General features: G+C 42.8%; 26 protein-coding genes and 1 tRNA gene. 14 read left to right on the top strand and 13 right to left on the bottom strand.

Annotated elements, in window-relative coordinates; genetic code table 11:
- Positions 1 to 213 precede the first annotated feature (213 nt).
- The 3 genes from M9194_RS05785 to M9194_RS05775 all read left to right on the top strand — a co-directional run bounded on the left by M9194_RS05785 (position 214) and on the right by M9194_RS05775 (position 3,546).
- On the top strand, positions 214 to 807 hold the full coding sequence (locus M9194_RS05785) for a hypothetical protein (RefSeq protein ID WP_250611682.1): 594 nt from the start codon (positions 214 to 216) through the stop codon (positions 805 to 807).
- A gap of 199 nt (positions 808 to 1,006) precedes the next feature.
- Complete coding sequence (locus M9194_RS05780) at positions 1,007 to 1,627, top strand: NAD(P)H-dependent oxidoreductase (RefSeq protein ID WP_250611681.1); 621 nt, start codon at positions 1,007 to 1,009, stop codon at positions 1,625 to 1,627.
- A complete protein-coding gene (locus M9194_RS05775) occupies positions 1,624 to 3,546 on the top strand; it encodes a monovalent cation:proton antiporter-2 (CPA2) family protein (protein WP_250611680.1) in 1,923 nt (640 codons plus the stop codon). Before M9194_RS05780 ends, M9194_RS05775 begins: the two co-directional genes overlap by 4 nt.
- A 7-nt stretch (positions 3,547 to 3,553) precedes the next feature.
- Here the strand turns inward: M9194_RS05775 and M9194_RS05770 are convergent, their stop codons facing one another.
- From M9194_RS05770 to M9194_RS05755, 4 genes are all read right to left on the bottom strand, one after another.
- Positions 3,554 to 4,765 carry a sensor histidine kinase gene (locus tag M9194_RS05770; RefSeq protein WP_250611679.1) on the bottom strand — a complete coding sequence of 404 codons (1,212 nt, stop codon included), beginning with the start codon at positions 4,763 to 4,765 and terminating at the stop codon, positions 3,554 to 3,556.
- A gap of 114 nt (positions 4,766 to 4,879) precedes the next feature.
- A complete protein-coding gene (locus M9194_RS05765; RefSeq protein WP_250611678.1) occupies positions 4,880 to 5,548 on the bottom strand; it encodes a response regulator transcription factor in 669 nt (222 codons plus the stop codon).
- Positions 5,549 to 5,838: 290 nt separating this feature from the next.
- Positions 5,839 to 6,255: a hypothetical protein gene (locus M9194_RS05760; RefSeq protein ID WP_250611677.1), complete on the bottom strand. Its 417-nt coding sequence runs from the start codon at positions 6,253 to 6,255 to the stop codon at positions 5,839 to 5,841.
- Positions 6,256 to 6,482: 227 nt separating this feature from the next.
- Positions 6,483 to 6,920 carry a PACE efflux transporter gene (locus M9194_RS05755; RefSeq protein WP_250611676.1) on the bottom strand — a complete coding sequence of 146 codons (438 nt, stop codon included), beginning with the start codon at positions 6,918 to 6,920 and terminating at the stop codon, positions 6,483 to 6,485.
- 85 nt (positions 6,921 to 7,005) lie between these two features.
- Here M9194_RS05755 and M9194_RS05750 point away from each other — a divergent pair, with 85 nt between their 5' ends.
- The gene (locus M9194_RS05750) at positions 7,006 to 7,887 is read left to right on the top strand and encodes a LysR family transcriptional regulator (RefSeq protein WP_250611675.1); all 882 of its coding nucleotides are present in this window, start codon (positions 7,006 to 7,008) and stop codon (positions 7,885 to 7,887) included.
- A gap of 65 nt (positions 7,888 to 7,952) precedes the next feature.
- On the opposite strand, the gene tsgA is transcribed toward M9194_RS05750, so the two are convergent.
- The 4 genes from tsgA to M9194_RS05730 all read right to left on the bottom strand — a co-directional run bounded on the left by tsgA (position 7,953) and on the right by M9194_RS05730 (position 12,470).
- Entirely contained in the window at positions 7,953 to 9,152 is a 1,200-nt protein-coding gene (gene tsgA, locus M9194_RS05745; RefSeq protein WP_250611674.1) for an MFS transporter TsgA, read from the bottom strand.
- A gap of 313 nt (positions 9,153 to 9,465) precedes the next feature.
- Positions 9,466 to 9,542, bottom strand: a tRNA-Pro gene (locus M9194_RS05740).
- 140 nt (positions 9,543 to 9,682) lie between these two features.
- Positions 9,683 to 10,414 (bottom strand): HugZ family pyridoxamine 5'-phosphate oxidase, encoded by a 732-nt coding sequence (locus tag M9194_RS05735; RefSeq protein ID WP_250611673.1) that lies wholly within the window; start codon positions 10,412 to 10,414, stop codon positions 9,683 to 9,685.
- 37 nt (positions 10,415 to 10,451) lie between these two features.
- On the bottom strand, positions 10,452 to 12,470 hold the full coding sequence (locus tag M9194_RS05730; protein WP_250611672.1) for a TonB-dependent hemoglobin/transferrin/lactoferrin family receptor: 2,019 nt from the start codon (positions 12,468 to 12,470) through the stop codon (positions 10,452 to 10,454).
- Positions 12,471 to 12,560: 90 nt separating this feature from the next.
- On the opposite strand from M9194_RS05730, the gene M9194_RS05725 reads away from it, so the two are divergent.
- From M9194_RS05725 to M9194_RS05700, 6 genes are read left to right on the top strand one after another with little or no spacing between them, the layout of a single operon-like run.
- Positions 12,561 to 13,361 carry an energy transducer TonB gene (locus M9194_RS05725; protein ID WP_250611671.1) on the top strand — a complete coding sequence of 267 codons (801 nt, stop codon included), beginning with the start codon at positions 12,561 to 12,563 and terminating at the stop codon, positions 13,359 to 13,361.
- Between the two features lie 4 nt (positions 13,362 to 13,365).
- A complete protein-coding gene (locus M9194_RS05720) occupies positions 13,366 to 14,118 on the top strand; it encodes a MotA/TolQ/ExbB proton channel family protein (protein WP_250611670.1) in 753 nt (250 codons plus the stop codon).
- Positions 14,111 to 14,542, top strand: a complete 432-nt coding sequence (locus tag M9194_RS05715) for an ExbD/TolR family protein (RefSeq protein WP_250611669.1) — start codon at positions 14,111 to 14,113, stop codon at positions 14,540 to 14,542. Before M9194_RS05720 ends, M9194_RS05715 begins: the two co-directional genes overlap by 8 nt.
- The gene (locus M9194_RS05710) at positions 14,535 to 15,431 is read left to right on the top strand and encodes a heme/hemin ABC transporter substrate-binding protein (RefSeq protein ID WP_250611668.1); all 897 of its coding nucleotides are present in this window, start codon (positions 14,535 to 14,537) and stop codon (positions 15,429 to 15,431) included. Before M9194_RS05715 ends, M9194_RS05710 begins: the two co-directional genes overlap by 8 nt.
- Entirely contained in the window at positions 15,431 to 16,531 is a 1,101-nt protein-coding gene (locus M9194_RS05705) for a FecCD family ABC transporter permease (protein ID WP_250611667.1), read from the top strand. The genes M9194_RS05710 and M9194_RS05705 overlap by 1 nt, the downstream gene beginning before the upstream one ends.
- Positions 16,532 to 16,533: 2 nt before the next feature.
- The gene (locus tag M9194_RS05700; RefSeq protein ID WP_250611666.1) at positions 16,534 to 17,343 is read left to right on the top strand and encodes a heme ABC transporter ATP-binding protein; all 810 of its coding nucleotides are present in this window, start codon (positions 16,534 to 16,536) and stop codon (positions 17,341 to 17,343) included.
- On the opposite strand, the gene M9194_RS05695 is transcribed toward M9194_RS05700, so the two are convergent.
- The 3 genes from M9194_RS05695 to M9194_RS05685 form a co-directional block, all read right to left on the bottom strand.
- Entirely contained in the window at positions 17,336 to 17,725 is a 390-nt protein-coding gene (locus M9194_RS05695; RefSeq protein WP_250611665.1) for an ASCH domain-containing protein, read from the bottom strand. The two genes, M9194_RS05700 and M9194_RS05695, sit on opposite strands and share 8 nt — an antisense overlap.
- 117 nt (positions 17,726 to 17,842) lie before the next feature.
- Positions 17,843 to 18,652 (bottom strand): substrate-binding periplasmic protein, encoded by an 810-nt coding sequence (locus M9194_RS05690; protein ID WP_250611664.1) that lies wholly within the window; start codon positions 18,650 to 18,652, stop codon positions 17,843 to 17,845.
- A gap of 93 nt (positions 18,653 to 18,745) precedes the next feature.
- Positions 18,746 to 19,258 carry a GNAT family N-acetyltransferase gene (locus M9194_RS05685; protein WP_250611663.1) on the bottom strand — a complete coding sequence of 171 codons (513 nt, stop codon included), beginning with the start codon at positions 19,256 to 19,258 and terminating at the stop codon, positions 18,746 to 18,748.
- 223 nt (positions 19,259 to 19,481) lie between these two features.
- Here M9194_RS05685 and M9194_RS05680 point away from each other — a divergent pair, with 223 nt between their 5' ends.
- Entirely contained in the window at positions 19,482 to 19,721 is a 240-nt protein-coding gene (locus M9194_RS05680; RefSeq protein ID WP_250611662.1) for an RNA recognition motif domain-containing protein, read from the top strand.
- Between the two features lie 91 nt (positions 19,722 to 19,812).
- On the opposite strand, the gene M9194_RS05675 is transcribed toward M9194_RS05680, so the two are convergent.
- The gene (locus tag M9194_RS05675) at positions 19,813 to 20,034 is read right to left on the bottom strand and encodes a VF530 family protein (RefSeq protein WP_250611661.1); all 222 of its coding nucleotides are present in this window, start codon (positions 20,032 to 20,034) and stop codon (positions 19,813 to 19,815) included.
- A gap of 430 nt (positions 20,035 to 20,464) precedes the next feature.
- Between M9194_RS05675 and M9194_RS05670 the strand changes: the two genes are divergently transcribed.
- The 3 genes from M9194_RS05670 to M9194_RS05660 are packed head-to-tail and all read left to right on the top strand — an operon-like array spanning position 20,465 to position 22,740.
- Positions 20,465 to 21,127, top strand: coding sequence for a phosphohydrolase (locus M9194_RS05670; RefSeq protein WP_250611660.1), 663 nt, complete (start codon positions 20,465 to 20,467; stop codon positions 21,125 to 21,127).
- A complete protein-coding gene (locus tag M9194_RS05665; RefSeq protein WP_250611659.1) occupies positions 21,128 to 21,670 on the top strand; it encodes an ImmA/IrrE family metallo-endopeptidase in 543 nt (180 codons plus the stop codon). It begins immediately after the preceding gene.
- On the top strand, positions 21,667 to 22,740 hold the full coding sequence (locus M9194_RS05660; RefSeq protein WP_250611658.1) for a beta family protein: 1,074 nt from the start codon (positions 21,667 to 21,669) through the stop codon (positions 22,738 to 22,740). Before M9194_RS05665 ends, M9194_RS05660 begins: the two co-directional genes overlap by 4 nt.
- Here M9194_RS05660 and M9194_RS05655 read toward each other — a convergent pair.
- A complete protein-coding gene (locus tag M9194_RS05655; RefSeq protein ID WP_250611657.1) occupies positions 22,720 to 23,343 on the bottom strand; it encodes a sce7726 family protein in 624 nt (207 codons plus the stop codon). The two genes, M9194_RS05660 and M9194_RS05655, sit on opposite strands and share 21 nt — an antisense overlap.
- Positions 23,344 to 23,562: the final 219 nt, after the last annotated feature.

The following is a 23,562-nucleotide window of genomic DNA, read 5'->3' as shown; positions in this document are numbered from 1 at the left end:
AATAGTTTTCCATAAATGACAAATTTCATCCCGATGAATAGATAAACCATCAATATTGTCTTGATGTATACCCAAGTTACTTCAAGATCACGTATTGACTCCTAATTTTCACGCACTTTGTTATTTATTTTCAGGTATTAACCAATTTGTCATATTGACTAACTATTATTCAAAGCCTTTCTTATACCCAAACTTGCAATTCGGTATTGATTAATGAGTGATGAGAAAAGTAATGAATTCCCTGGCATCTCGATATCCACCTCCGATGGTATCGATTTTAAGTCTTCAGAGTGGTGCGCCATTACGGTTGGTAACAAAGACGACTGGGTAATAGGAAACTACTTCAGTGTAGCTGGCCCTTTTACCAATAAGATCTATGGCGGAGAGTATGTACAATACTACCCAGGGCAAAAAATAGACATCCATTACTGGACACATAAGTTCCATGGCTGGCAAGGCGTATATACTGCAGCGAAGGATGCTTATTATATGAATAAGCTTGAGGCTATCCAAGAAAACGTTAATGTCACTGCCACTGCGTTCAACGCATGTAACGCCGAACTATCAACCATAGCCGAGACCGTAAGGACCAGCCAAAACGAAATTAACTTTAGAACGTTGTATACTCAGGTTGGCCAAATTAACACCGAGAAAAACGAGCTATCTACCAGGGCGAACGGTTTGAATGTAGAGAAAAATAAAATAGTGTCAAAATTGTCTGAAACGCAGCTGAACAAATCCACGGCTATGTTGAACAGCATTAATACCCAGATCACTTCTGTCACAGGCGTGATAATGCTAGGGTAAGGCCTCTGTTGCTTTGGCCATGCCAGCTCCAATCGTTAGCCTAGAACGCTCACCCCACCAAACAAAGCTCAACCTTGATATGTTTAGTTGAGCAAAACCATAGCTCTAATTCTCGTTTAGATAGCGTTATGCTCGACAAAGCAGCATAATTTCTGATTAGACTAGATACACCACCGAAACCATTGAGACACAACAAAAGATGACCGATAAGAAAATCCTGGTTCTCTACGCACACCCTTCTCAGCGTCGCAGTGAAGTAAATCAGCCTTTATTTAAGATGGCCAAAAGCATACCCAACGTGACCTGCGTTGACTTATATGCCGAATACCCCACCTACGATATTGATATCGACAAGGAGCAGCAGAGACTCGTCGATCATGACGTGATCGTCTTTCAATTCCCCCTGTATTGGTATTCGACACCTTCGATACTAAAAGAGTGGCAAGATTTGGTGCTTGAATACGATTTTGCTTATGGAGAGCAAGGCACAGCTCTGCATGGTAAAACTCTGGTTTGCGTCATTTCTGCAGGCGGGAAAGCGGATGCTTATCAAACAGATGGTTACAACCATTTTACCATCCGAGAGCTGCTTCAACCTATCGAACAAACCGCTAACCTGATCGGCATGAAATACCTTGCTCCTTTTGCCATCTTTGGCTCTAGAACGGCTTTGGAAGAGAACAGAATTGATAACCATGTTGAGCAATATCGTCAACTTCTGCTGGCCTTAAGTGAAAATCGCGTCAACCTAAAGAAAGCCAGCAAAGTGGAAAAACTCAATCATTATTTGAGTGAACTGATAGCGGAGCGTCCACTATGACCGATTATTTCCTGCAAGCATTTATTTATCTCGTTGCCGCTGTCATTGCGGTTCCTATTGCAAAAAGGCTAGGGTTAGGCTCTGTATTGGGCTACCTCATCGCCGGGGTAATCATTGGCCCAGTACTTGGATTAGTTGGAAAAGAGACCACCACTATTCAGCATTTTGCAGAGTTTGGCGTGGTAATGATGCTTTTTCTGGTGGGGTTGGAGCTCGAACCCAAAACCTTATGGAACATGAGAAACCGTTTAATGGGCTTAGGTGGCCTGCAAGTTGGACTCACTGCTGCGGTTGTGATGGGCGTGGCCATTGCATTCGGACAAGTATGGTCGGTTGCGCTCTCTATCGGTTTGATCTTTGCGCTGTCATCCACCGCTATCGTCTTACAAACCTTCAATGAGAAAAACTTAAATAAAACCGATGGAGGCAAAAATGCCTTCTCTGTATTACTTTTTCAAGACATTGCCGTGATACCCATGCTAGCGTTTATTCCCTTACTGGCGTTACCTGAACTCATCGCAAAATCTCAACATGCAGTAAAAGCCGCCGCAGATCATAGCCAAACATTGAGCTTAGTCGCAGGCTTGCCTAGCTGGGCATACGGCCTGGTCATTATTGCTTCCATCGCGGGTGTCGTCATCGGTGGGCATTACCTAAGTCGGCCATTATTTCGATTTGTTGCCACTTCAGGGCTAAGAGAAATATTTACTGCGACGGCTCTTATGCTGGTAGTCGGTATCGCCGCCATCATGAGCTTGGTGGATTTATCTCCAGCATTAGGGACCTTCTTAGCCGGTGTGGTGCTTGCCAATAGCGAGTTTCGCCATGAGCTAGAGTCGAATATTGATCCCTTTAAAGGCTTATTATTAGGGCTATTTTTTATTACCGTTGGCGCAGGTATCGACTTTACTATTTTATTTAACCACCTATTTCTGATTGTAGGTATCACGTTAGCGGTCATGCTGATAAAAGCGGCGGTGCTTTATGCCCTAGCCGCCACCTTTAAGATAGAGAACAGTGACCGCTGGCTGTTCACACTTAGCCTTGCACAAGCGGGAGAATTTGGTTTTGTCTTGTTGAGCTTTACGGTACAAAACCACGTGATTCCCGAGTCTATCGCCCAAACCCTGTCTCTTGTCGTTGCCTTATCGATGTTTTTAACTCCTGGTCTATTTATTCTGTTTGATAAAGTGATTCTGCCCCGATTTGAGCAAAAGTCTAATGATAGAGAAGCCGATATTATTGAAGAAACAGGCAGCGTCATTATCGCAGGTGTTGGCCGATTTGGTCAGATTGTTAACCGCTTGCTGGTGTCTAATGGCATTAAAACTGTCGTACTTGATCATGAAGCTGCGCAAGTAGATACATTACGCAGAATTAACACCAAAGCCTATTTTGGTGATGCCACTAAACCCGATCTATTACACACCGCTGGTATTGAAGAAGCTTCTTTGCTTGTTGTCGCTATCGATGATCAAGACAGCAGTGTCGAGCTTGTTAAATATGTCAAACACTCCCACCCTAACCTAAAAGTACTCGCGCGAGCTTTTGACCGCGGCCATGCCTATCGATTAAGACAAGTGGGGGCAGATATTATAGAGCTGGAAACCTATCATTCAGCGTTAGAAGTCGGTTCAGCATCAATGCGAGAGCTAGGCTTGCACCCGTTTTTTGTTGAGCAACAAAAAACTAAATACAAGAAAACAGAAGCTGCCCAATCGGATGCACTATATGAAGCTTGGCTTGATGACTCTGAAGGTGAACGCTATGACAATAACTTCCGTAAGTTATTCATTCAGCTTGAAGAGCAACTCAAGTTAGGCATGAAACAGGATAGGTCTGACAAACATTCGAAAATTGAGCGGGAGTGGACGCCACCACCAAAAGGTTATGATGAAGAGTTTTGCGATAAGTGTTAGATAAAGCCTAACAAGAAGCGTCCTCTGTTGGAGCATAAAAGTGGACGCTGACTTTACGGCCACCATCAACAAGCTCATTTTGGTACTGCCAGCCAATTTTGCTCACAATACGCTCCACTAATCTAAGCCCTAACCCATAACCATAATCACTGGTGCTTATCGGTTCAGGGCTTTCACTATCATCATTATTTTCGATCACTATGGATTGATTGGAATAATGAATAGCGACGCTACCTTGCTGAGTATATTGAAATGCGTTACGCAGAATATTGTTGATCACCAGTTGGCATGGAATCGCTTCAATAGATAGGTTTTCTATTGAAATATCAGTTTTAATTTTAATATCTTTGCCTTCACGCAAATAAGCATTGTCTTCGATAAGACTCTGTATTAACGCATGTATGTCGACAGTTTCAACCTTTATTTGTCGTTCATCATCACTGCTTAACCAGAGCAAGGTTTCTGTAATGTGCTGCATATTTAGTGCAGCGCGATTCACTCTTGCAATTGAAGGAGCATATTTCTCCTCACTACTTGCTAGCTTGTTAAGCAACTCACCATTGTTACGCAAAATAGCAATAGGTGTCCTGAGCTCATGGCTAGCATGACGCAAAAAACTCTTCTCTTGCTCGATAAGTTGAGTAATCTTTATAAAACTCGATTGCTGTTGCCTAGCAACTCGATTGATCTCTTCAAAATAAAAGTTAGGCACGGGCTTATCGACATCTTGTGGCTGTAGCGAGTCCACCCAATCACCCAACTTTTTTAATAGACTCATTGCCTTATAAAATAAAGATCTGGCAAGAAAATGCATAATGAGACCCACGATAAGTCCGATAGGGAATGTGAGCAATAAAAGATTTTTCAGTCTGTTATCACTGTATAAAGTAATGCTGATGGGATAAAAGATAGAGGTAAGATAAAGCGTTTTGCCATTTTTTAACGGGTAAGTCAGCAAGAATAGGGTCTTATCTGGCCAAAATACCCAAGTAACCTGACCATCGATATACCGTATTCGTTGCAAGCTTGGCTGCCCTTCTGATTTGGGCGTGCTGACTGTGTTTTGTATCCACTCTGGTAAGGCTTGCCAAGATAGATAACCTGTAATGCTGGCGGTATGTGGCAAGGAAGCATTGGCATTGATCTCATACTGCTTTTCAAAGTGAATCGCTTCATTCATCAAAAACTCGCGCTGCGCTTCTTTGAAGCCCTGTAACATGAAAAAGCCAATGATATACGAATAACAAGCCACAACGATAATTGTGGTAGTGAGTTGCGATTTGTAGAACGTTTTGGATATATATGTGAGTTTAGCCACTTTGAAATGCAGGAATTAACCCCTAAAAGCTATCCCTTGCCCCGCTATGGTTGTAATGAGTTTGCACTCAAACTTACTGTCTATCTGCTTTCTGAGCTTGAACATGTGAACTTTAAGCGTATTACTATTGGGCCGCTCATCTCCCCAAACAGACGCATAGAGTTTCTCCTGCGACACGACCTGAGGCGACTTACGCATCAGTACTTCCAGTAGCTTCCAACCTGTGGGAGACAGCTGTATTGACTGGCCATCCCTTGTTAGCGTTTTCTGGCTAAAATCCGCTTCTACGCCCCACATGGAAAGCTTATTGCTTTGGCCACTGCTCCTTTTCGTCAGCGCTTTTAATCTCGCGGTTAGTTCGAGTAGTTCAAAAGGTTTGACTAAGTAGTCATCTGCACCAGCCTCAAACCCAAGTAGCTTATCATCCAATGTATCCCGAGCGGTTAACATGATTATAGGTACGCTGACGCCCTGCTCTCTTAACCGCTTGCACACGGTAAGGCCATCAATTTTCGGCATATTGATATCAAGAATGATCACATCAAACTCAATTTTATTCACAAGAGCCAGACCTTCGGAACCATTGGCTGCATGGTCACAACAAATGTTTTCGAGAGACAGATAATCAACGACCGTCGCGGCCAAATCTATGTCGTCCTCAATTAATAACACAGATGAACTCATGCCATTACCTTAACTTTCTACCCATTGTTTCGCCATCCATTAATTCTACCCTAGACGTCGTTTTACTACTCTCAATATTGTTGTAGCAAATGTCCCCTTCGTCCAGATTCTGGGCGTTATTATATACCCATGTGACTTCTAGGTGCAGGAATAAGGTGATGCAATTAAAGGAATGGTAAAGAATTACACCTTCAAGCAAGTTAAGGTTAAACAGAAAATAAAGTTCTCATTATCAGTGAATTTCAAATAGGAACCATATAAAAAATATAATACTGGAGGTAACTTAAAAACTATCCAGCCGATGCGCTCTCTGCCGAATTTTGGTAAGTCACCAGTCTGCCATCAGGATGAATCACTTTTATACTACCATCACCAAGAAAAAGCGTTGTCATACCATTGGGCTGTACCATCTGTACCACTTTTCCAGCTTTATACACCACCTTACTGCCATCTTTGTAGATATCTGTCGTGGTGTTTTTGGAGTTATCAGTGATCGTTTTCTCGATATAAAACACCGAATTCATGCTACTGCCCTGCTTGCTCTTACTCCGTTCCACTTTTTCAGCATGTTCTAATGAAGTAATCGCTTGCCTAGGCGGAGGCAATGGTACGCCGGGGGGTAGCGGTATCATCACAGTATCGGCATAAGACATACCAGGTACAACTAGCCCAATAGAGATAAATAACAAACAGAGTTTCTTTGTCATAATATGTATAACCGTTAATAGACACGGTTACACAACATACTAATGTTTAAAATAAAAACAACGTTTATATATTATAATTCTTCATTTTCTAATAAATCATTAAATAACACTTAAACGTTAACCAAGCAGTAACCCAAGGCACGTTATTATAATTGGTTTAAATAGAGAAAAAATATAAATATTATTTATTTACAACATTCAATATAATGAATAGTCTTCCCAGTACTTTACTGGATATTCTCAATTGGTTTAGCCGGAATCTGAAATACCTTCTGACGAATGAGATCGTATACCCAATTAAACACAATCGCGTAAATCACAAAGAAAATGACCACACCGATATCCATTGCCAATACCGTCCAAAAGCCAAGATCCAGCACCCACATCAGCAGCGGAAAGGTCACCAATATCATACCAAACTCAAATCCAACACCATGCAGGATACGAGTCGTTGCGGTACGTTTGCTTCTATCTGCACCAAATATACGGTCGTAAACATAGTTATAAACATAATTCCATGCCATCGCGATCACCGAAACCATCAGCGCCAATCCCGCCATTTTTTCCATCTCACCATCAATGATGAGTGTCGCCAATAGCGCCATTAGCACTAGGGCAACTAATTCAAATAACACCATATGCACTAAACGTTCTTTATGTGACATATCTAATACTCCTTAACAAACCATTGCTGGCAATTCTATCTGCAATTATGATTAATAAAAGATAGTAACTATCAGATTTTATGATATGTACAACATAGATAAATTACGTATGTTTGTTGAAGCTGCGGAACTGGGATCGTTTTCCGCGGCAGCAAGAAAGTTGGCAAAAGTGCAGTCCGCCATTAGCCAAGGAATTAGCGATCTTGAAATAGACTTCAACGTACAACTGTTTGATCGCTCGACCAGAAAGCCAACCCTCACCAAGGCGGGTAAGCAGCTATTTAAGCAAGCAAAAGTCGTTATATTACAAGCAGAAGAGCTCAGTGCTACCGCACACTCTATTAATAACCGAGAAGAAGACATCATCAGGCTCACGCTTGATGATGCGCTGTTTATGCCATCGCTGTTTCGAATCTTGGGAGATTTTAGTCAGGTGTTTCCATCAACCGAGATAGAAATCATCGCGGTATCTAGCACAGATGTTATCCCTATTATTGGTGAACAAAGAGCAGATATCGGCTTAATGTTTACCGATCTCAATCCATATAAAGATATCGATCCCTGCTTTATTGGCAATCTCCGCTTTAGCTCAGTCTGTCACCCGAAGCATGATCTAGCTCAAGTGGGCGATATTAGCTTCCCTGAACTGGTGTGCTACCGGCAACTTGTCGTGCGTGGATATGAAGAAAAATCCATTTGGCAACTTCCCGTTAGCACGGGCAAAGTCTATTGGTCAAACAGCTTCAATTCCGTAAAAGAGATGTTAATTCACGGCAATATGGGATGGGCGTATTTACCTAGCCATCTAGTTCAAGCTGATATCGACAATCAGCGACTTGCTGAAATTAGTATTAGCTTTGACCACAAAGCCTGGACGCCACCAGTCGATCTGGTCGTATCCAAATTAAAAGCAAAAGGGCCTGCCCTTTCTTGGTTGGAAAAAAAGCTTAAAACGTTGTTGGACTAGAGAAGAGTGAGAATGGAGAAGAAGGGAGTGAGTCCACCTTGCTATAAGGCGGACTCAGAATCACATTAGTGAGCGAAGCTTTCTTCCAATTGTGAATTGGCTTTGTGCTTGGTGAACATCCCCAACAGCGCACAAGAGATGAAAACTAGCACGTACAGTGCGTCAGCAGTCACCAGTGCCGCGTGCGTTCCATACGCCTTAACGATTGGGCTTGAAACGACAAACGTCAGCATAGTACCCGTTGTGCCACAAGTAAGCACAAAGTTAACTAGCTTAGGCGAGGCAATCTTGGTTTGCTGAGACGCCAGAGTGATGATGGTGGTGTAGATTGCGCTAGAAACAAAGCCTAATGCAATAATCCAGTAGCCAAGGTGGGCGGCAACCGTAGAAGCATTAAACATATACATAAATACCGTCGCCAGCAGAGATAGCACAAGTACCAATTTATGTAGATCCACATAACGTAGAACAACCGTCAGTACCCACATGCCTATCATGTAAGACATCCAGAAACGTGCGACCATTGTACCCGCTTCTTCAACACTCATATGGAATGAGTTTTGTACGTATTGAGGTACCCAAGAAATAAAGGCTAATTGACCTAAAATGTAGCAAAGTGCTGCAAACGCCAAGATATAAACCCCAACCCCCCACTTTTCACTACTCTTGCTCTCGGCGTTGTCGCCACTTTCTTTATTGCCAATGGCAGGAAACTCAGAGATCCAAGTTAATACGAATATCGCCACATAAATAAGGCCAATGACCGCATAGACCCAGTACCAAGGTGCGTGTTTGCCCAGCATGTAACCTGCAATAGCTGGAAGTATCATGCTAGCCATACTAAAGAAAGAGTCCGTAAATAGAAGACGAGAACCACGCTGACGGCCATCATACAAACGAGTAATTAAGAAGGTTCCGATGGACATAGTGATTCCACCCATCACGCCAAGAACAAACATACATAGCGAGAAGATGGTTAAACTGTGGGTGAGCATCAATGCGATGATCATCAATACCATCAAAGCAAAACCGAAGTTCAATTGCTTTTTGAGTGGGATGATTTCCATCAACCATGCGTTGAGGAAAATCGCGATCAACATACCGCCATTGAGAAAAGTAAAGGTATTACTCATGCTCGAGACTGGAATGGAAAAGAAGTTAGCCACTGGCTCCATCACAATGCCCGTTACCGCGACGAGCGCTCCAACTAAAGCATAAGAGAGGAAGCTAATCCACGTTAATTGGATTCGATTTCGATTATTCATGTCGACACCTGAAGAGTAAGATAAACTCGATGTATTTCAATGGTATTGATAAAAAACCAATGCCATCCATCAGACCTATTTATTGAAAAAATTATTGTAATTCAGCGAGATGCTGATTTTATGTGGTCTTCATTAAATGAAAGGGGGGATTCTATTGAAGGTCAAAGCCCTTACATGTGATAGAACTCTCAATAATAATGAAAACTATGATGTAACAAATTCTGATAACTAAATCTGTGGAAGGGTAAATTTAGCTAAAAATTTGAAAATATAAATATATAAAAAAAGAGAGCCGAAGCTCTCTCTAGGTGTATGGTCGGACTGAGAGGATTTGAACCTCCGACCCCCGACACCCCATGACGGTGCGCTACCAAGCTGCGCTACAGTCCGATGGGGCTAAATTTACCAGTAACTCACTAATTGTCAATGCTTTGATTTTAATAAAATTTAAATCACTCTTAGTGGTGGATTTTTAACCTAAAAATTCACCACTTCGTAAGAGGGGAATCCCTATCCTTCTTACTTGGTGTTTATTGCATACAAACCTTTCTTGCTTGAGCTATTTTTTGCACCAGCTGATTTTTTACCTCTGCAGCCGTCATCGCAACATCATCAAACTCGTGATACGTCGATTGACTACCGTTTCTTATATAACAGCCATCCGGTTGAATGCCGGTCATGCTAATCTCCTCTTCCGGCGTGCGTTTAAGCGCCGATAGCAATATTTTCATGGCATCAACATGATCCTGATTCATGTGCTCAGCCATATCGAGTTCAGCTTGCTCATTCCACTCAGGCTTAGGCAATAACCACTCTTTTTTGTCTATCCAGTAGGCTTTGGCAAAACCACCAATATAACGAATCATTTGTGGCTCGATTTGCCAAAAATGAAAGCCGTGATCGATTGGGTAATCTTGATATTGAGGGTATTGTTGTAAAAACCGTTGCCGAATTGCTTGGCTCGCTTCTTGATCTAATGGATGGGCATCGCCCATGATGGTGACGCGCGCATTTTGGTTTTGATCATCCGTTGATGCCGGGTTGCCAAAAAAGGTCAAGCTGACCTTATTGTTTCTTTTAATATTCTTAGTGTGCTGAGCAATATCACTAATATAGACAATGGGTTTTCCTTCATAACTAGAGATAAAAGGCGTCACCGAGCCAAATGGATAATCCGCCAGTTTTTTCGATACGGTGGAAATAACGCACTGACGTGACTGACGCATATAATGCCTTGCTTGGTTAACCACTTTGTTATTCATAATGTTTCCCTTAAATGATTGTTTAACCTAACGCGACTTAAAAAGTGTAACGTGCGCTGAGTTTAAAGTTTCGACCTGGCTGGGCTAATGTTTGCGGAGCAGGTATGTAGTATTGGTTAGTCAGGTTATCTATGCCGAATCGTAACGTCAGTGGCTTGGCGCCAAACGCATGATTCCAAGATGAGTAGATATCGGTAATGGTGTAATCGCCGTAGTACTGACTATCTTGTGTTGTTGACGCGGTATAAGTCACTCTCGCCCCTACATTGACTGTATTGTCCATAAAGCCTTGATCGATATGAGCAACCCATTTGTTAGCAGGTATGGAGTCAATCGTACTGCCATCATTGCTCTTAGCCTTGACTTGCCCATAACTAAGGCCTGCACTGGTATCATGGATCTTGTAGTCAGCGGCAACGGAATAACCTGTCAGTCTGGCATTACCGACATTTTGGAATGTCGTGGTTCCGCCACTAATATTGACAATGGTGTTGATAAAGTCATCGACATCATTACGAAATACTGACGCTTTAACCGTGAGTTCGTCGTCACCGAGTAAATCACCAAATGCCATATTGGCGTCAATTTCTTTATTTTTGGCTTTTTCAGGTTCCAGATTTGGATTGGGCACAAATTCATTGCCCGGGAAGTGATAGCCTCCAGTGTAAAGCTCCTCAGACGTTGGTGCCCGGAATGCTTCATCGTAACGAGCGGTTAATTGAAGCCAATGGGTGGTTTGCCAGCTTAGTGCTGCACTCGGTGACAATGCTGAATCGCTACGGCGTGCTGACGTAGCTTGCTGGTTACTATCTGTATAATCGGCATTCGTGCGCCAGTAATCGTAACGAAGTGCAGGTTGTAGCGTCCAATCCTGTGCAAAACTCCAACGCACACGAGAAAACACGCCTAATGTTCGGGTTGTCGCGTCAGGTATAATTGGACGAAACGAGGATGAGGTTCTGTCACGCGTACCACTAGAATGTTCTTGATAACCATCTGTACCGACAGACAGATCGAGATGTTCAAATTTAGAGTGGTTGATGGCACTTAAACCCAATGTACGATTTCGAGTGGTATCGTTTTGCGTTGTCGTCGTGCGTGAACTGTCCACTTTCACATCGTTATAGTAGAGCGTCCCTTGTGTATTGATCAGATCGTTATCTTTCGGGTCCAATTTATAGTTAACGGTCGCATTGAGTGAATCGGTTTTCATGCCAACGATGTAGTTACTGTTTGCATTCTCCGCAGCACTCGGATCAATGGGCGAATCTTGGTTATCACGTGCATAGCGAGTCGATAATTCGATGCGCTGGGAAGGGGTAAGCTGGATGCCAGTTTTGGCTAAGAATCCCTTGTTTTCATCGGAAGAGTTTTGCAACTCAGTACCATTACCATCTTTTACATTATCCGAATCGCTGTAATAACCATTGAATAACCAATCGTAGTTGTCTTGCTTACCATACGCCGCACCATTAGTTAGCCAGCGTTGATTGACCGATTGATAGCTCTGCTCTACGTAGCCACCTACGTTTTGGCCCTTTTCCAACAACTCTTCTGGTGACTTGGTCGTAATAGCCACAACACCACCAATTGCGCCGCTGCCCCAAATTGCGCTACCAGGGCCTTTAAGCACTTCTATCGAGTTCACAAGGCTTGGGTCTATCAAATAGGTTCCTGTGTGACCAGAGCTATAAGTTTGGCGCGCACCGTCAATGACTTGTAGCACTCGGTCATCAGAAAGACCTCGAATAATCGGCTCCTGGGCTGAAGGCCTTGGCCCTCCGTCAAAACTCAAGTTAGGCTGATATTTCAATGCTTCAGCCACAGATTGAGGTTGAGTTTGTTCAAGCTGTTTTTGGCTAATTTTATCAACGGGATATAGATGCTTGCTATCGGTGGCATCTTCGCGTGTTGCCGACACTTCAATGGCATCGAATACCACAGCATTATTGGGCTCTGTAGAAGGCGAGTTGGTCGCCGCATAACTAATTTGCATCAGTTCAGCAGATGAAAGCAATACCAAAGCTGAGACCTGAGTTATTTTCCTTCGGTTCATGAAAAGACCTTATTTTAACAATCAATAGATTTAAGTTGATCCATTGCATTACCAATGATGCGGCGTATAATACGCACACCACAAATGATAATGCAAACGATAATTATTACTATTCGTGTTATGGATAATTTTGTTAATAGAACAAGCTTGGCAGTCATGCTGCTTGCATCATTGTCAATTCACTTATTGATACTGTTTGGCCAACAGGCCCATCGAGTTCATTCTGGAAAGATTGGCATTCCAGCAGAGCTATCCTTATCCAATTTCTCTTCCGTGCAGTTAGCGCCATCTTCCAAATCGACAAACGACATTCAGCCAAAGGCTCAAGCAAAACAGGTTTCCAGTCAGATAACCAAGCCAACGCAACCTGTGCGACCGGAAGTAAAAAGACAAGGCCGAGGTTTGATAGATAAAAAAAGTCAGCCAACCGCTGATAAAAGATTAAATACCGCGAAGGATACGATTAAAAAGCCTGATCCAGTAAAGAAAACCGCCGCAAAACAAGAGCAAACCACTAAGCCTTCTGTGGAAAAAGCTCTGGCAAAATCGACCACATCAACCATAGCGTCGGGTGCTCAAAGTGGGCAACTAGGCAGTAAATCTACCCCTATCGTCAACACCGCCCCCAAGTTTAAAACCCGGCCTGTTGCGCCCATTTACCCCGACTCCGCTCGACGTTTTGGCCGTGAAGGTGAAGTCATCATGTCGATCATTCTTAATGATAAAGGGGATAAAACATCTATTTCTATTGTGCATTCTTCCGGCTATCGCAGCCTTGACCGCGCCGCGTTGGCGGCAGTGAAAAAATGGCAATTTGTTGCTTATATAAAAAATGGTCGCCCTGTAGCGTCTCAGGTGACCATTCCAATTCGGTTCTCTTTAGGAAATTAGCTTTATGTTGATGATATTACACTCTCTTGAACAGTCAGCCGTCGTACGCTCTATCAGCGAAGCGATAGCTCAGCTTGGCTCGATGAAATGGCCGCTACTCATCTGTTCAATGCTGGCGTTAGCGCTACTATTGGATCGACTATTTCATTTGCTTGTGACCCGCACACACGTTTCAAACCAGAGAATGCATCGCGGCCTGAAAAATTTTCAAGGCAAACGCCAAACTGACAGTCAATTGGCCGTATGGGGAGCGAAAAAAAGCCTGAGCCGACAGCTGGCGGAATTACTCCACCATCATCGCGACATCCCACGTGATCAACGTGAAGATCTGGCATCCATTTGGATAGACAAGCAAGAGCGCCGCTTAGGCACAGGCCTTAATATTCTGGCGTTAATATCAGTCGTCAGCCCACTTTTAGGTCTGCTGGGAACAGTATTAGGTTTGATGGAAATGTTTAGCAAGATTGCCTCCACCAGCCAAGCCATTAACCCTTCCATGCTCGCGCAAGGACTTGGTATGGCATTGATGACCACCATAGTCGGTCTCTTTATAGCAATACCTGCTCTGGTCGGCTTTCACACCTTAAAACTGTGGCGCAATCATAAAATCGCCTTCATCGTTATGCTAGCCAATCAGATCAACCTAGTAATAGATGGGGTGGGCATTGCAACGACTTCTGATAGTGAAATCGAATCCGAGCGCTCTGCGCCTATAGAGCTTGCCTATTCGGCGGTGGCAGGTGAACGACGTGATTAAATCTTCACCTCGCGATAATGAAAGCGATATTTTATCGCCAGATTTGATGCCTTTATTGGATGTGATATTCATTGTTTTGGTGTTTTTATTGCTCACCGCCAATGCACCGTTACAAACGCTAAAAGTGCAAGTTCCGCAAGTCAATCAAGAGCACCTATTACAACCTATGGACGCGCGCGACCCACTTTCACTCAGCTTAAGTCCTCAATCTCCCCATTGGAAATTAAACAGCCGAACCTATGATTCTTGGCAAGCTCTTGAGCCCGTGCTACTGGCAGAGCTTCGCAATAATCCAAATAAACCACTCATTATTTCGGGCGATCGAAAAGCAACCTTACAGCGTTTTTTAAAGCTGATTGCCTTCTTGCAAGCCCATCATATTCAACACAGCAAGATTGTTTTGGAACCTGAACATCATGAATAACAAGTATTTAAAATTCTGGCTAGTATTACTCGCTGGCTGTTGGTTTACTTTCCCAGCTTTTGCTTCGAGCAATGAAGCGTCTCCCTCACCAACTCGAATCGTGAGTATTGGCTCTGCTGTCACCGATCTCGTGGTGGCACTCGGCGGCGCATCCCAACTGGTTGCCGTCGATAGCACCAGTAAAGTGCCACCATCAGCACAGGTCAAAACGCTCGGTTATCAAAGGCAGTTATCCACTGAGGGCATATTATCGGTGAAACCTAGTGTCGTTATTGGCAGCGATGAGATGGGGCCACCAGAGGTCCTTCACCTGCTAAAGCAAGCCCACATTCCTTTGATCACCTTATCTTCTGCACCAACGTTATCCGCACTAAAAGATAACATTGCTAAAATCGCTACACTGCTTGGCGAACCCACGCGTGGTGACGCTCTCATTGCTAAGATTGACCGCCAAATTAATACCTTAGCTCACAAACAAAACACTCAGAAACACCATGACTCAACATTATTCTTACTGATTTTGGGCAGTGGCAGTCCTCAAGTGGCAGGCAAAGGTACCGTGGCAAATCGTATGATCGAACTTGCCGGAGGAGAGAATCCAGCTGCACAAACAGTTAATGGCTATAAACCTATTTCACAAGAATCCTTATTGGAAATGCAGCCCAACGTATTACTGGTATCCCAGCGCATTCTTAACAACTTAGGAGGAGTTTCTGGCCTTATCAAACATTACCCCATTCTAGCCGCGACGCCCGCCGGACAACATGGTCATATTTATGGCGTGGATTATCATGCACTTATTGGTGGGCTGAGCTTGACGACGCTCAGCGAGGCACAGCGTTTAGCCCCTCTACTCTCTCCAACCAGTAACAAAGAAAGGGCGATTTAGTGCAACAACCAGCCCATCAAGATCATGCGCTCAATACGAACGTGCCATTGACACGCTACGCGGCATTAGCAAGCCTGGTATTGGTCGCTGCCGCTATAGCGTCTGTGGTGCTAGGGCCTATTTCTGTCTCACTCAATCAAGTGTTGGCATCGGTATTACACCTTATTGGCTGGCAACACATCAGTTGGGCAGAGACAAACGCCTACCTAAATGTGGTGATTGGCCAAATTCGCCTACCCAGAACGTTATTATGTATTGCTGTTGGCGGCATTTTAGCAATTTGTGGCGCGGCTATGCAGGGGCTGTTTCGCAACCCGTTGGCCGACCCAAGCATATTAGGCGTGTCGAGCGGCGCATCTGTGGGGGCCGCTTTATCAATTGTGGCTGTCAACGTACTCACGCATTATTTAAGCTGGCTGCCACCCGCTACCGTCTCTTTATGGTTAACCCCTATGATGGCATTTTTGGGTGCGTTAGCCGCGACGATACTGGTTTATCGCTTAGGAACCGTGTCAGGACGAACATCCGTTAATTTAATGTTGCTGGGTGGGATCGCCGTGGCTTCCATCGCTGGAGCCATTATTGGCCTACTCTCTTATGTGGCAGACGATCAGCAACTGCGCGCTTTAAGCTTTTGGCAAATGGGATCATTAGAAGGGGCTACATGGCCACAAATTGGCTTGTGTTGGGCCAGCTTAATCGGCCTAGTTGTCTATTTCCAGCGTCAAGACAATGCCCTAAACGCCTTATTATTAGGAGAAGCAGAAGCTGGCCACCTTGGCATTAATGTGCACAGGCTAAAACTGGAGTTGATCGCCTTCTCTGCGTTTGGCGTCAGTATTGCCGTATCGGTATCAGGTATCATTGGTTTTGTCGGTTTAGTTGTCCCCCATTTGATCCGTTTAGTACTAGGGCCTAGTCACCGCCACTTATTGCTACTGAGTGCCTTACTTGGAGCCATTTTGCTGTTATTTGCCGATATCATCTCACGGACAGTTGTTACGCCTGCTCAACTGCCAGTGGGTATTGTGACAGCAGCCATCGGCGCGCCATTTTTTATCTTTTTGCTGATGCAGCAGCGCCAGCGATTTGGAGGATAATCATGCTAACTTGTCGCAAATTAACCGCCAACTATAACCAACCATCCCGATCCTATAAAAAGCCATTAGCCCAAAGGCCTGTCTTAAATGTGCCTTCATTATCCATTAATGAAGGCACGCATACTGGTATTTTAGGAGCAAATGGCGCCGGAAAAAGCACCTTGCTAAAGAGCCTATCCGGCGATGTCGACTATCAAGGTGAGATACAGATCATGGGAAAAGAGCGTAAAAGCTGGCCGTCGCGGTTACTGGCCACACATCTTGCCGTGCTGCCACAAAATACCCAACTGATGTTCTCATTTACCGTGGTTGAAGTGATACGCCTTGGCTTACTCAATTCGTCATTAAATCTAAACCAACAATCGGAAATGATTCGGCACATCATGATAGGAAGTGACGTGCTGAACTTAGCACAACGCAGCTTCCTGACACTATCGGGAGGGCAACAACAGCGAGTACTCTTTGCCAAAGCGCTATGCCAAATCTCATCATGTCAAGAAAGCATACAACAATACAAAGATAAGTTGTTACTCCTTGATGAGCCTATCGCTGCACTGGATGTTTACCACCAACACCAGCTACTACAAGAGGTTAACGAGATTGTCGCCAAATCGGGTACTGTCATTAGTGTGCTGCATGACCTAAACCTAGCCGCCCGTTATTGCGATCGACTGATACTCATGCATCAAGGAGAGATTATCGCAGACGGCTCTCCAGAAAAGGTACTCACTGAACAAAACATCCATCAAGCCTACGGCTATAAAAGCTCCATTATCCGCCACCCTAGCAACGGCTACCTAATGGTCAGCTAACAGGACGAATTTCTATCGCGAAAATACCATGTATGGGAATCATTTCTGTGTATTCGTGGAAACTTTGCAATAATTCGACGCCTTCTTGCAGGCTTTCACATAAATTGGAGAGCACCTGCATGCCTTCAGCAACAAGAAGCGAATTGGCGTCGGGATAGTGGCGTACGTCAATGACTTCAACGGATAATGCATTGGGGACAATCACATCGAGTCCAACAAATGGCGGTCCGGCGATCACTTGAAAGTCGATACGATCACCAGGGCAAAGTTGATCGTATCGAATCGCTTCATAGCTATTATTGGTGCGTATCTCTACCTTTTTCTTGCCAGAAAGTATCGAGTCCAAAGGTGCTTGGTATATCTCTAATGGGTAACGCTTCATAGATTGCCTCCGTCAAATGGAAGCTTTTACCACAAATGAAGTAATGGCGGAAACATAAAAGCCGCGAATCGACCCTTCGCGGCTTTTATATTTTCTGTTACGCCCTAGATATTACGATTAAAACCCAGTGCCTGTAGCTGTGTATTTTTTAAAAATCTTATCCAATTCCCCATCTGCTTTAAGTTTGTTTAATCCGTTATTAATCGTCTCTACAAGCTGAGCTGAACGAGGAGAACCCTTGGATACCCAAGCGTAGAATTTGGTTTTTGGTAGCTCGTTTAACACCGCATACTTAATATCTGGAGTGAAAGTGATTTGACCAACCAAATTACCACCCAGAATCGGCTCAATAGCACTTAAGAAAATATCGCAACGACCTGCGGAGAGTTTTTGCAGCACATTCTTCGGAGATTTGGCCCGAGTATCAATTTCTGCGGTTAATCCATTTTTCATGTAGGTTTCATAGTTATAGCCCGCAATGCCACAGACTTTGTATTTATTCAAGTCACTGACTTTTTTCACCTCCGGACCTGATGGAAATTTCTTGGTGCTGTATAGGTATCCTTGGTTCGTTTGATAAAACGCTTCGGTCCGAATGTACTTACTCATTCTTTCATCGTTAGAGCTGCCATCCATAAAAAGCTCAAACTGACCTTTTTTAGCGTAATTTTGAACCTCATCTAAGCAACGCTTCCAAGGGATCATCTTCATTTCCATCTTCATTCCAGCTTGCTGGAAAATCACTTTAAGTGTGTCATAACTCGCCCCAACAAGAGAGGATTTATCCGCTTTTCCATTATCTCTAGGGTGAAATGTATACGGTGGCCACTCTGCATTATCATTACATATATTGACAACCTGTGACATTGCTGGGAAACCAACCAAAGCAGATAAGAGCAGCAAAACACTCATTCCATATTTGTTCATCTTTCTCTCCTTAGCATGAACGCCTAACTAAGTGTAGTAGATGACTATAATTTACTGTTTTTGTTGATGAACCATCATTTGTCGCATTGAGGTTTACCGCAAATCCATTCGGTAACAGTCAAACAAAAGATCATCTTGTTTGTGCTGCCCAACAAATTGCATTCCTAGTTTTTTCAATACATGGCTAGAAGCGAAATTTTCAGGCATCGACGTGCCATATATAGTATTGATATCCAAATGTTTGCGAGCATAATCCACACACGCTTGGCTCGCTTCCGTGGCAATACCCATTCCCCAATAATCTGGATGAAAGCGGTAGCCGATATCGACGCCATTGATACGCGGCTCATGTTTAAAGCCGCAAAATCCAATGACTGTTTCTGATGCTTTTAACACGACAGCCCAGCGCGCAAAACCAAAATCAGCGTATTGCTTTAGCCAAACGTGCTCTATGATTGCTTTCGCATCATCAATGTTTTGGCATAAACCGGCATCATCCGTATATTGCGTAACTTCGGCTGGTAAATTGAAATGCAATACGGCTTCAGCGTCATCCATAGTAAATTCTCGAATAATCAGCCTCGGCGTTTCGGTAATAAATTTCATGGTGCTCCTCTTATTTACTCTGTCATTGGGCTATGGTTGGATCTGCTCCATTTCCGTGACGATTAAACCTGTTCTATGTTTACCTAAATTGGCATCAGTCGGCAAAGTGCTATCGACAATCGATGGTCTGTCATGGTGGTGCAGCTATCAAAACCAAACTCTTCTTGGTTTGCTCGCTCATACCTGAGACAATTGCGCTGCAACTTAAACTAGGCAAAATATTATGAAACTTTTAGTCCGCAATCTAGCGCGAACCACAACTGAACAAGAAGTTCGAGTTCTATTCTCGGCTCACGGTACCGTTACCCAATGTAATTTGGTTCTAGATCAGGAGACAGGGCAATCTAAGGGCTTCGCTTTCCTTGAGATGCCTGATGAGAATGAAGCTAAGGCAGCTTTAAACAGCTTGAACTTAACCAATGTAGCAAAGAGTAAGATTCGAGTTAAATACGCTCAGAGCTAAACCAAAAAAAGAGGGAGTCAACTTATCTAGGCTCTCTTTTCTATTCATTCGCTTTGACTTGCTCCCTCGGAAACCACTTTCGCAAATTATCCTACTTGCAGAAAGTCTCGATATACAGCGCTTCCACCTTGTCCCTTGCCCACTGAGTGCGACGCAAAAATTTTAAAGATGACTTAATTGAAGGGTTATTGTAAAAACAGTTGATTTGGATTTCTGCGTCCAAGCCTTCCCATCCATAATGTTCTTGTAAACGTACAAGGATTTTTTCAAGGGTCAGACCGTGCAAGGGGTTTTTGGGTTGTTCTTGGCTCATCTCAGAAAGTTCTTAAATATTTATATATGAAGCATAGTTTACCAGAATAAGGCCTACCGTTTTCGTTTTCACCAAACCAAACACGTGTTGGTTGACTAACACGTGCTAAGAATGAGCAAATTTTATTGCATATGGTCATACTTCATTGTCTTCTGATACAAATTGTCAGAGGACAATAGAGTTTGATCAATTTCTAGCGAAGTGTTGGACAAAAATGAGTTTTTGGAAAATCAAACATTCGCAAATGACTAATAACTTCAAGTATGACAAATAGCTAAACCTGATAGACAAAACTGCCACGAAACAGCAAAAGACAAGACCTGACCCTATTGGTTTTGCTCTGGAATATGCAACCACATTGACTTAAATTATTTTATATGAATCAGATGTATAGTAAGATGCAAGAAATTACAACTGATGAAACGGAAGCATGTCAGAGGATACCCCCGCTAGCCCTAGCATCTACAAGACAATCTTTTTTGTAAGCTTAATCACATGCTCACTTTTTTGTATTGTGCTACTGGCGTTACTTGTATGCTTACCTTCCCCATCACTGCTATCTTACCTTGGCTATGCCGACTCAGTTGCACTTGCTAATGCTGACAATATCAACGATCCGTTCACATCCCACATTGTAGGTGAATTAGTCAAGAATGGGACATTGATCAGCCTTAAAGATGTATGGTCATTTCAAACTGGTTTTTATCAAACAATAATCACCTTTCTTATAGCCATTAACGGTTTGATCGCTGCCATATCCGTGATTTACATCAAAAGCACATCAGAAGAAAAAGCCGAAGAAATCACAAAAAAGTATATGCATAGCGACACTTTCAATCACGTGCTCAATACAAAGGTTGAAAATGAGGCGGAGTTACGACTACGAGTTGTACAAAGTGAATTGGAAACTACTGTTGGTGAATATGAGACGTCAGTAAGGGCTGTTGGTGGTGCATTTGACCGCTTACAACTCTTAGAAACAGAAAACCAAACCCTACGCCAACAAATAAAAATCATTTCAGAACGTGTTGCTCAGTTAGATATGACCGAATCTGAAGGCAAAGAAACTCTACTTGTCAAAAAGGAACAATAGATGGCATTCGTTAGAAAATCTGATAGAAAAACTCAAGCGAATACTGAATTTGAAGATTTGTCTACACCTGAACATCTAATAGCACTCGCTGAAGATAAGGGACTAGAGACTGATCCTGTCAATGTATCTGAATTGGCCAGACACCTAGGGATTGCCGTTAGATATGAGCCAATGCAAGACGAAGAATCAGGCTCACTAAAGAAAGAGAAAAAGTCAGGTAGTTGGGTTATGACTGTTAACTCACTACACCATCCACATAGACAAAGATTTACGATAGCCCACGAAATTGCACACCGTATACTCCATGCTGCTAGCAGTGATTGCTTTGAAGATACAACTTTCTTTAGAAATGGGGAGACAAACTGGATGGAGGCCGAGGCCAATGAATTTGCAGCATCACTATTGATGCCCAAAGATGCTTTCGATAATTTTATTGCCAACGTATCGTCAAAGGTTGAAGATGTTGCTATGCACTTCCAAGTGTCATCTCATGCCGTTCGAATTAGAGCCAAAGTTCTTGGCTATGCCGGACATAATCTATGAGTGAATTTGTCTATTTTCCAATCATAAAGACGAGAGATGGCGAACTTCGTTGTTTTGAACACATCAATGATGATGATTTTTCAAAGATTTTGCCAATTTATGAACTAACAAAATCGAGAAAAACGAAAAAAGCACCTGATGGTGATATCTATCGTCGTATGAAGCAGATTGCTGAAATACAAAAAAAACGGCCATTCATACTTGATTTGAGTACAAATGAAAAATACATCAACCCTCAAATTGATCAATTGTTATCACAACACAATGGCTTTAGAGAGTGGCAATATTTCTTGTTTGATCTTCATTGCGATTTGAACATCATCCCTATGGTTCACTTGTATGAAGATGATGACGGTAAGTTCGAAGACGTTGAAAAATTCGTAAGAAATGCTTCTGCTAGGACTGATTTTCTGGCGGTTAGATTGCCATATGACTTAAGTGACGAAGAAGTTGAATACTACTTAGATCCTATAGCAAGTAACTTAAACGAAAATTGTAAACTCTACGTAGTTTTAGACGCTGAATTCGTAAGAATGAAAGCCATTAGTGATGTAGTTGATACTTTCCTTGAAGCGTGTTCAGGTACGAAGTCATTCGCAGATAAAATCGAAGCCGTTGTTATGCTCTGCTCTAGTTTCCCATCGAATGTCGCTCAAACTGGTGGTGAAGATATTGCAGGTGAATTTAGGATCTGTGAAGAAGATATCTATCAGGGTATTAGTGAAGAGTTCCCAATCAAATATGGTGACTACGTTTCAATTAACACCGAGCAAATTGAAATGAAAGGCGGCACTTTTGTCCCTAGGGTTGATATTGCATCTTTAGAAGGAAAATCATTCACTTATAAAAGGTATCGTAGAAATAATGGTGGATATGTAAGAGCCGCAGAGCACACCGTTAGAGATACAACATCATATAAACCGCTTGGTGTTTGGGCTGATGAAGAGATTCAAGCGGCAGCAAATGATAATCCATCAGGTATCAGCCCCGCATTTTGGATATCAGTTCGGATGAACTACTACATTAAAAGCCGAATTTTACTTAGAGAGTCAGACGATTCTTCGCTTTAGTGATGACGGGGCTTTCTTTGTAATTGTGTATATATCATCCGACGTCAAATGAAGAGTGGTTTCTTGTTTCAATAGTTTTGAAGCCACTCCATATCTTTCATTAAAATCGTTTCTTGATAACTGTCTTAATGAATCTAACGTATTGTTTTTTGACACGTACTCGCATAACTCATATTTCGATCTTAAATTGCTACCTTTCGATAGCGCACTCAATTTTTGAACACTTAGCGCACTGGACAACACTCTTTTATCGTGTCGTTTGAACTGTTTTGATTGGCGAACATGAGTAATTTTGCCACTCTCGATCAGTAAGATGCCAACATCTCTTGAAATAGTTGCTCGTACTTCAGCCAAATTACTTGGTTCACACACAACAAAGCAAAAATCAAAAAACTTTTTATAACTTTCAATTTGATAATTCAATCTATATACAGTGTCACGAGCACCTTTTATTTCAAAGGCAGTTAAGTAGCCATCATCCAGCAATGCTAGATCCGCTCGTCTTTCACCAAATTGAAATGAAAATTCAGAACCAACAACAAAATTTTCATACTTTTCTAGAAAGTACCTTACTAGTAGTTTTTTAATTTCTAGTTCTGTCATCTATGCCACTTAAACTGTATATACAAACAGTATTATCGTATATCACTTGCCTATCAGCAAGCATATTATTGGCACCCTTTTTATTGTTATTTCTCCCGAATTTCGGGGGCAGGTCTTGTCTCTTGACTCTTATTACTTTTTGTATATCAAAGTTGACTGAGTATCATTGTGTGATTTGGAGGCGTAACTCACTTTGGGGCATAAACGTGTTAGTTTGAT

Origin of the sequence: Vibrio sinus, from assembly GCF_023634645.1 — a bacterium.
Taxonomy (GTDB): domain Bacteria; phylum Pseudomonadota; class Gammaproteobacteria; order Enterobacterales; family Vibrionaceae; genus Vibrio; species Vibrio sinus.
This window is presented reverse-complemented; position numbering and strand designations above follow the sequence as displayed.

Excerpts from the sequence above, each read along its gene's own strand:
- M9194_RS05785 (WP_250611682.1), top strand. The coding sequence starts at position 214 with ATGAGTGATGAGAAAAGTAATGAATTCCCTGGCATCTCGATATCCACC.
- M9194_RS05780 (WP_250611681.1), top strand. The coding sequence starts at position 1,007 with ATGACCGATAAGAAAATCCTGGTTCTCTACGCACACCCTTCTCAGCGT.
- M9194_RS05775 (WP_250611680.1), top strand. The coding sequence starts at position 1,624 with ATGACCGATTATTTCCTGCAAGCATTTATTTATCTCGTTGCCGCTGTC.
- M9194_RS05770 (WP_250611679.1), bottom strand. The coding sequence starts at position 4,765 with ATGTTACAGGGCTTCAAAGAAGCGCAGCGCGAGTTTTTGATGAATGAA.
- M9194_RS05765 (WP_250611678.1), bottom strand. The coding sequence starts at position 5,548 with ATGAGTTCATCTGTGTTATTAATTGAGGACGACATAGATTTGGCCGCG.
- M9194_RS05760 (WP_250611677.1), bottom strand. The coding sequence starts at position 6,255 with ATGACAAAGAAACTCTGTTTGTTATTTATCTCTATTGGGCTAGTTGTA.
- M9194_RS05755 (WP_250611676.1), bottom strand. The coding sequence starts at position 6,920 with ATGTCACATAAAGAACGTTTAGTGCATATGGTGTTATTTGAATTAGTT.
- M9194_RS05750 (WP_250611675.1), top strand. The coding sequence starts at position 7,006 with ATGTACAACATAGATAAATTACGTATGTTTGTTGAAGCTGCGGAACTG.
- tsgA (WP_250611674.1), bottom strand. The coding sequence starts at position 9,152 with ATGAATAATCGAAATCGAATCCAATTAACGTGGATTAGCTTCCTCTCT.
- M9194_RS05735 (WP_250611673.1), bottom strand. The coding sequence starts at position 10,414 with ATGAATAACAAAGTGGTTAACCAAGCAAGGCATTATATGCGTCAGTCA.
- M9194_RS05730 (WP_250611672.1), bottom strand. The coding sequence starts at position 12,470 with ATGAACCGAAGGAAAATAACTCAGGTCTCAGCTTTGGTATTGCTTTCA.
- M9194_RS05725 (WP_250611671.1), top strand. The coding sequence starts at position 12,561 with ATGCAAACGATAATTATTACTATTCGTGTTATGGATAATTTTGTTAAT.
- M9194_RS05720 (WP_250611670.1), top strand. The coding sequence starts at position 13,366 with ATGTTGATGATATTACACTCTCTTGAACAGTCAGCCGTCGTACGCTCT.
- M9194_RS05710 (WP_250611668.1), top strand. The coding sequence starts at position 14,535 with ATGAATAACAAGTATTTAAAATTCTGGCTAGTATTACTCGCTGGCTGT.
- M9194_RS05700 (WP_250611666.1), top strand. The coding sequence starts at position 16,534 with ATGCTAACTTGTCGCAAATTAACCGCCAACTATAACCAACCATCCCGA.
- M9194_RS05695 (WP_250611665.1), bottom strand. The coding sequence starts at position 17,725 with ATGAAGCGTTACCCATTAGAGATATACCAAGCACCTTTGGACTCGATA.
- M9194_RS05690 (WP_250611664.1), bottom strand. The coding sequence starts at position 18,652 with ATGAACAAATATGGAATGAGTGTTTTGCTGCTCTTATCTGCTTTGGTT.
- M9194_RS05685 (WP_250611663.1), bottom strand. The coding sequence starts at position 19,258 with ATGAAATTTATTACCGAAACGCCGAGGCTGATTATTCGAGAATTTACT.
- M9194_RS05680 (WP_250611662.1), top strand. The coding sequence starts at position 19,482 with ATGAAACTTTTAGTCCGCAATCTAGCGCGAACCACAACTGAACAAGAA.
- M9194_RS05675 (WP_250611661.1), bottom strand. The coding sequence starts at position 20,034 with ATGAGCCAAGAACAACCCAAAAACCCCTTGCACGGTCTGACCCTTGAA.
- M9194_RS05670 (WP_250611660.1), top strand. The coding sequence starts at position 20,465 with ATGTCAGAGGATACCCCCGCTAGCCCTAGCATCTACAAGACAATCTTT.
- M9194_RS05665 (WP_250611659.1), top strand. The coding sequence starts at position 21,128 with ATGGCATTCGTTAGAAAATCTGATAGAAAAACTCAAGCGAATACTGAA.
- M9194_RS05660 (WP_250611658.1), top strand. The coding sequence starts at position 21,667 with ATGAGTGAATTTGTCTATTTTCCAATCATAAAGACGAGAGATGGCGAA.
- M9194_RS05655 (WP_250611657.1), bottom strand. The coding sequence starts at position 23,343 with ATGACAGAACTAGAAATTAAAAAACTACTAGTAAGGTACTTTCTAGAA.